The organism is Lysobacter enzymogenes, assembly GCF_017168095.1.
GTDB classification, from domain to species: Bacteria; Pseudomonadota; Gammaproteobacteria; order Xanthomonadales; family Xanthomonadaceae; genus Lysobacter; species Lysobacter enzymogenes_D.
On the sequence record NZ_LXSD01000668.1, the window covers coordinates 1 to 4,225 of the forward strand.

Below are 4,225 nucleotides of genomic sequence, written 5' to 3' on the forward strand. Positions count from 1 at the left end.
CCCGCCGCGCCTGCGCGCGCCGGCGCCGGGCCGCGGCGGCCGGGGCGGGGTTAGGATGGCCGCAGGCCCCGTCCGCAGCCGCCGCCCGCCATGAAGTTGTTGATCGTCGAAGACGAAGTCAAGACCGCCGATTACCTGCGCGACGGCCTGGCCGAGCAGGGCTGGAGCGTGGACGTGGCGCGCGACGGCAACAACGGCCTGCACCTGGCGCGCGAGTTCGACTACGACGTGATCGTGCTCGACGTGATGCTGCCGGGCCTGGACGGCTTCAGCGTGCTGCGCGAGCTGCGCCTGCGCAAACAGACGCCGGTGATCATGCTGACCGCGCGCGACCGCATCGACGACCGCGTGCACGGCCTGGGCGCCGGCGCCGACGATTACCTGGTGAAACCCTTCTCCTTCATCGAGCTGCTGGCGCGGCTGCAGGCATTGGTGCGGCGCGGGCGCCAGCAGGAGCCGACCGAACTGAGCGTCGGCGACCTGCAGATCAACCTGATCGCGCGCCGCGCCTTCCGCGACGGCAACCGCCTGGACCTGACCGGCAAGGAATTCGCCCTGCTCGCGCTGCTGGCCCAGCGCCGCGGCCAGATCCTGTCCAAGACGGTGATCGCCGCGCAGGTGTGGGACATCAATTTCGACAGCAACACCAACGTGGTGGAGGTGGCGATCAAGCGCTTGCGCGCGAAGATCGACGGCCCGTTCCGCAGCAAGCTGCTGCACACCGTGCGCGGCATGGGCTATGTGCTGGAAACGCGCGAGGACGAGGATGCCGGCAGCGCGAGGCCGCCGGCGTGACGCCGTGGCGCGAGCTGCCGATCGCCCGGCGCCTGGCGGCGATGTTCGCCGGCGCCGCGCTGCTGGTGTTCGCCCTGGTCGGGGTCGCGCTGTATCAGGTGTTGCAGACTCAGATCGTGCGCTATCAGCACGCCGAGCTGGAAACCAAGCTGCGCTACGTCGCCGGCAGCGTCGGCGCCTGCGACCTGCGCGAGCGTTGGCACAAGGTCGAGGACAAGGTCGAGAGCATGGTCTCCAGCGACCGCAGCACCAAGGTCTGGGCCTGGAGCGACAGCGATCTGTTCCGGATCGGCGCGGCCGCGCCGCAGGTCGAGGCCGCGCGCGGCGCCGCCGACCGCGGCATGGGCCGGCTGTGGCTGGACGACAGCGACGCGCCGTACCGGGTGCTGGCGCAATCGATCCCGGCCAAGGGCGAGCGGCCGCCGGTGCAGGTGTGGGTGGCGATCGATTCGCAGCCTTATCGCGCCGCGCTGCGCAGTTTCGCCATCGCCCTGGTCGCGCTCGGCCTGGGCGGCGCCGCGCTGGTGGCGCTGCTCGGGCACTGGATCGCGCGGGTCGGCCTGCGCCCGCTGCAGCGCTTGTCGGAGCAAGCGCAGCGGCTGAGCCCGAGCACGCTGTCGCAGCGCCTGCAGCCGACCGACCTGCCGCCGGAACTGGGCCGGCTGACCGCCGCGTTCAACGGCGCGCTCGACCGCCTGGAAGCCGCCTACACCCGGCTGGAAGCGTTCAACGCCGACGTCGCCCACGAGCTGCGCACGCCGCTGACCAACCTCATGGGCCAGACCCAGGTCGCGCTGCAGCGCCCGCGCGAGGCGCAACGCCTGACCGACGTGCTGACCTCGAACCTGGAAGAGCTCGAGCGCATGCGCGGCATCGTCAACGACATGCTGTTCCTGTCGCGCGCGGGGCAGGGCGACATCGCGCTGGACCGGGTCTGCGTGCCGCTGGCGGCGGAAGTGGCCAAGACCGGCGAATTCCTCGAATACCTGCTGGAAGAGGCCGGCATGCGCCTGCGCATCGACGGCGCCGCCGACGCCTGGATCGACACCTCGCTGTTCCGCCGGGCGATGACCAACCTGCTGCACAACGCGGTGCAGCACGCCGCGCCGGGTTCGGAGATCGTGGTGGAAGTGCGCGGCGACGGCGGCGACGGCCCCGCCGGCGAGTGCGGCAACGGCGCCAGCGTGGCGGTGCGCAACCACGGCAAGAGCGTGGAACCGCAGCACCTGGCGCGGATGTTCGACCGCTTCTACCGCGTCGACGCCGCGCGCGAGCACGGCGGCGAACGCCATCACGGCCTGGGCCTGTCGATCGTCAAGGCGATCGCCTCGCTGCACGGCGGCAGCGTATTCGCCGCCAGCGGCGACGGCCAGACCACGGTCGGCTTCAACCTGGCGCCGCCGGCCGCGTAGCCGCGCCAGCCCCCTGTAGGAGCGGCGCAAGCCGCGACCGCGTCACTCCGGCTGCCGCGAAAGCTTCCGCTGTCCGCGCAGTTGCGGCTACGACGCAAAAGTTGCGTCGTAGTTGGATTGGCGCGGTCGCGGCTCGCGCCGCTCCTACAGGGGTGCGATTCAGCGATGCAGGTCGCCGGCGGCTTCGGGCTGGTAGCGCAGCGCCAGCACCCGCAGGGTGGTGTGGCGTCCGCCCGGCAGCGGCCAGCGGATGCTCGCGCCGATGCGCAGACCGAGCAGGGCGCTGCCGACCGGGGCCAGGATCGAGATGCGTTGCGCGCTGCCGTCGGCGTCGCGCGGGTAGACCAGCGCGGCTTCGCGCTCTTCGCCGCTGTCCTCGTCGAGGAAGCGGATCACCGAGTTCATGGTGATGACGTCGTCCGGCATCTGCGCCGGTTCGCGCAGTTCGGCGCGGTCGAGTTCGCGGCGCAGGCCGCTGGTGTCCAGGCCGGCGGCCTGCGGGGTTTCCAGCAAGGCCTCCAGGCGTTCGCAATCCAGGCGCGAAACGATCAGCGGCGGCGGCAGGCCGGAGGGGTGGGGCAGGTGACGCTCGTTCATGGCAGGCTCCAAAGCAAGAGCGGGCGGCGCCGACGCGCCGCCCGCAATGGGGTGTGCGCCGACCATAGCCGGCGCGTGCGCGCGCATCAAGCCGCATGCGTCGATTCGCGATCGGCGTATCCGCAATCGGCTTGTTCGGAACGGGCTTGTTCGGAATCGGCCCGTTCGCAACCGGCATCCGCCAAACCCGTCTCGCGCCCGTCTCGCGCCCGTCTCGCGGCGATGCGCACATCGCCGCGCGCGCGAGCTCGCGCCGCGCCGCCTTGCGCGCCGGCGACCAGCGCTCCGCCCGCGATCCATCGGTCCGCGCCTGCATCCGCGCCGTATTGCGGCCCGTATCCCCGATCAAGCCCCGGGCCGCGCCCGCGATCGAGTCCCGCCATGCCGGTCACGCCTCTCGCCAGTCTGCATACGCCGCCTTACCGGGACGTGCTGCGCGGCGCCGGCATAGCGGCCGCGCGGCTCTGTGCGCCGCGCGCAGGTTTGCCGAATCTGTTCGCCGGCTGGCTAGAATCCCCGCACTCGCGCGCCGAGCCGGCGCGCACCTTCGAGACGCAGATGACCGAACTCACGGCCCCGCAGTCCGTCCTTTCCGACCCCGCCGCCGACCCCGCCGCCGAATTGCTCGGCGCGATCGCGCGCGGCGACCGCGCCGCGTTCGAGCGGCTCTACCGCGACACCTCCGCGCGCCTGTTCGGCGTGTGCCTGCGGCTGCTGCCGGAGCGCGCCGAAGCCGAGGACGTGCTGCAGGAGGTCTACGCCACGGTCTGGCGCAAGGCCGGCCAGTTCGACGCCGATCGCGCCAGCGCCGCGGTGTGGCTGGCGATGATCGCGCGCAACAAGGCCATCGACCGCCTGCGCGCGTCGCCGTCGCTGCGGCGCGCGCCACTGGAGTTGATGGACGAGATCGCCGATGCCGCGCCGTCGCCGTCGGCGCGGGCCGAGAGCGCCGACGAGAACGAGCGCCTGCGCCGCTGCCTGGACGAACTCGACGCGCGCCGCCGCGGCCTGATCCGCACCGCGTTCTTCGACGGCAGCACCTACGAGGAACTGGCCCAGCGCACCGGCTCGCCGCTGGGCAGCGTCAAGAGCTGGATCCGGCGCGGGCTGATCCAACTGCGCGCCTGCCTGGAGCGCTGAGCCGCCATGGACATCCGCGAACACGATATCGACCGCGAACCGCCCGGCGCCGATGTGCACGCCGGCGAATATGTGCTGGGCGTGTTGAACGAGCGCGAACGCCGGCTGGCGGAACTGCGCGTGGAAACCGACCCGTCCTTCGCCCAGTTGGTCCGGCAGTGGCAGCGGCGCCTGGCCGCGCTGCTGGAGGAGATCGAGCCGGTCGCCGCGCCCGCGCAGCTGTGGCCGCGCCTGCGCGTGCGCCTGGGCTGGTCGCCGGCGCAGGGCGAGCGCCCGCGCGG

General features: G+C 72.4%; 5 protein-coding genes and 1 pseudogene. 4 read left to right on the top strand and 2 right to left on the bottom strand.

What is annotated here, in order from left to right; translation table 11 throughout:
* Nucleotides 1-90 precede the first annotated feature (90 nt).
* Nucleotides 91-795, top strand: coding sequence for a heavy metal response regulator transcription factor (locus A7A76_RS25440; RefSeq protein ID WP_206413936.1), 705 nt, complete (start codon nt 91-93; stop codon nt 793-795).
* Nucleotides 792-2,207 (top strand): heavy metal sensor histidine kinase, encoded by a 1,416-nt coding sequence (locus tag A7A76_RS25445; RefSeq protein ID WP_343225410.1) that lies wholly within the window; start codon nt 792-794, stop codon nt 2,205-2,207. The genes A7A76_RS25440 and A7A76_RS25445 overlap by 4 nt, the downstream gene beginning before the upstream one ends.
* A gap of 159 nt (nt 2,208-2,366) precedes the next feature.
* Here A7A76_RS25445 and rnk read toward each other — a convergent pair whose 3' ends face one another.
* Together rnk and A7A76_RS25455 are read right to left on the bottom strand one after the other, a co-directional pair.
* Complete coding sequence (gene rnk / locus A7A76_RS25450) at nt 2,367-2,804, bottom strand: nucleoside diphosphate kinase regulator (protein WP_206413937.1); 438 nt, start codon at nt 2,802-2,804, stop codon at nt 2,367-2,369.
* A gap of 86 nt (nt 2,805-2,890) precedes the next feature.
* A complete protein-coding gene (locus A7A76_RS25455; RefSeq protein ID WP_206413938.1) occupies nt 2,891-3,196 on the bottom strand; it encodes a hypothetical protein in 306 nt (101 codons plus the stop codon).
* A 166-nt stretch (nt 3,197-3,362) separates the two neighbouring features.
* Between A7A76_RS25455 and A7A76_RS25460 the strand changes: the two genes are divergently transcribed.
* Entirely contained in the window at nt 3,363-3,944 is a 582-nt protein-coding gene (locus A7A76_RS25460) for a sigma-70 family RNA polymerase sigma factor (RefSeq protein ID WP_206413939.1), read from the top strand.
* A 6-nt stretch (nt 3,945-3,950) separates the two neighbouring features.
* Nucleotides 3,951-4,225, top strand: a pseudogene (locus tag A7A76_RS25465) (anti-sigma factor); the annotation flags it as partial.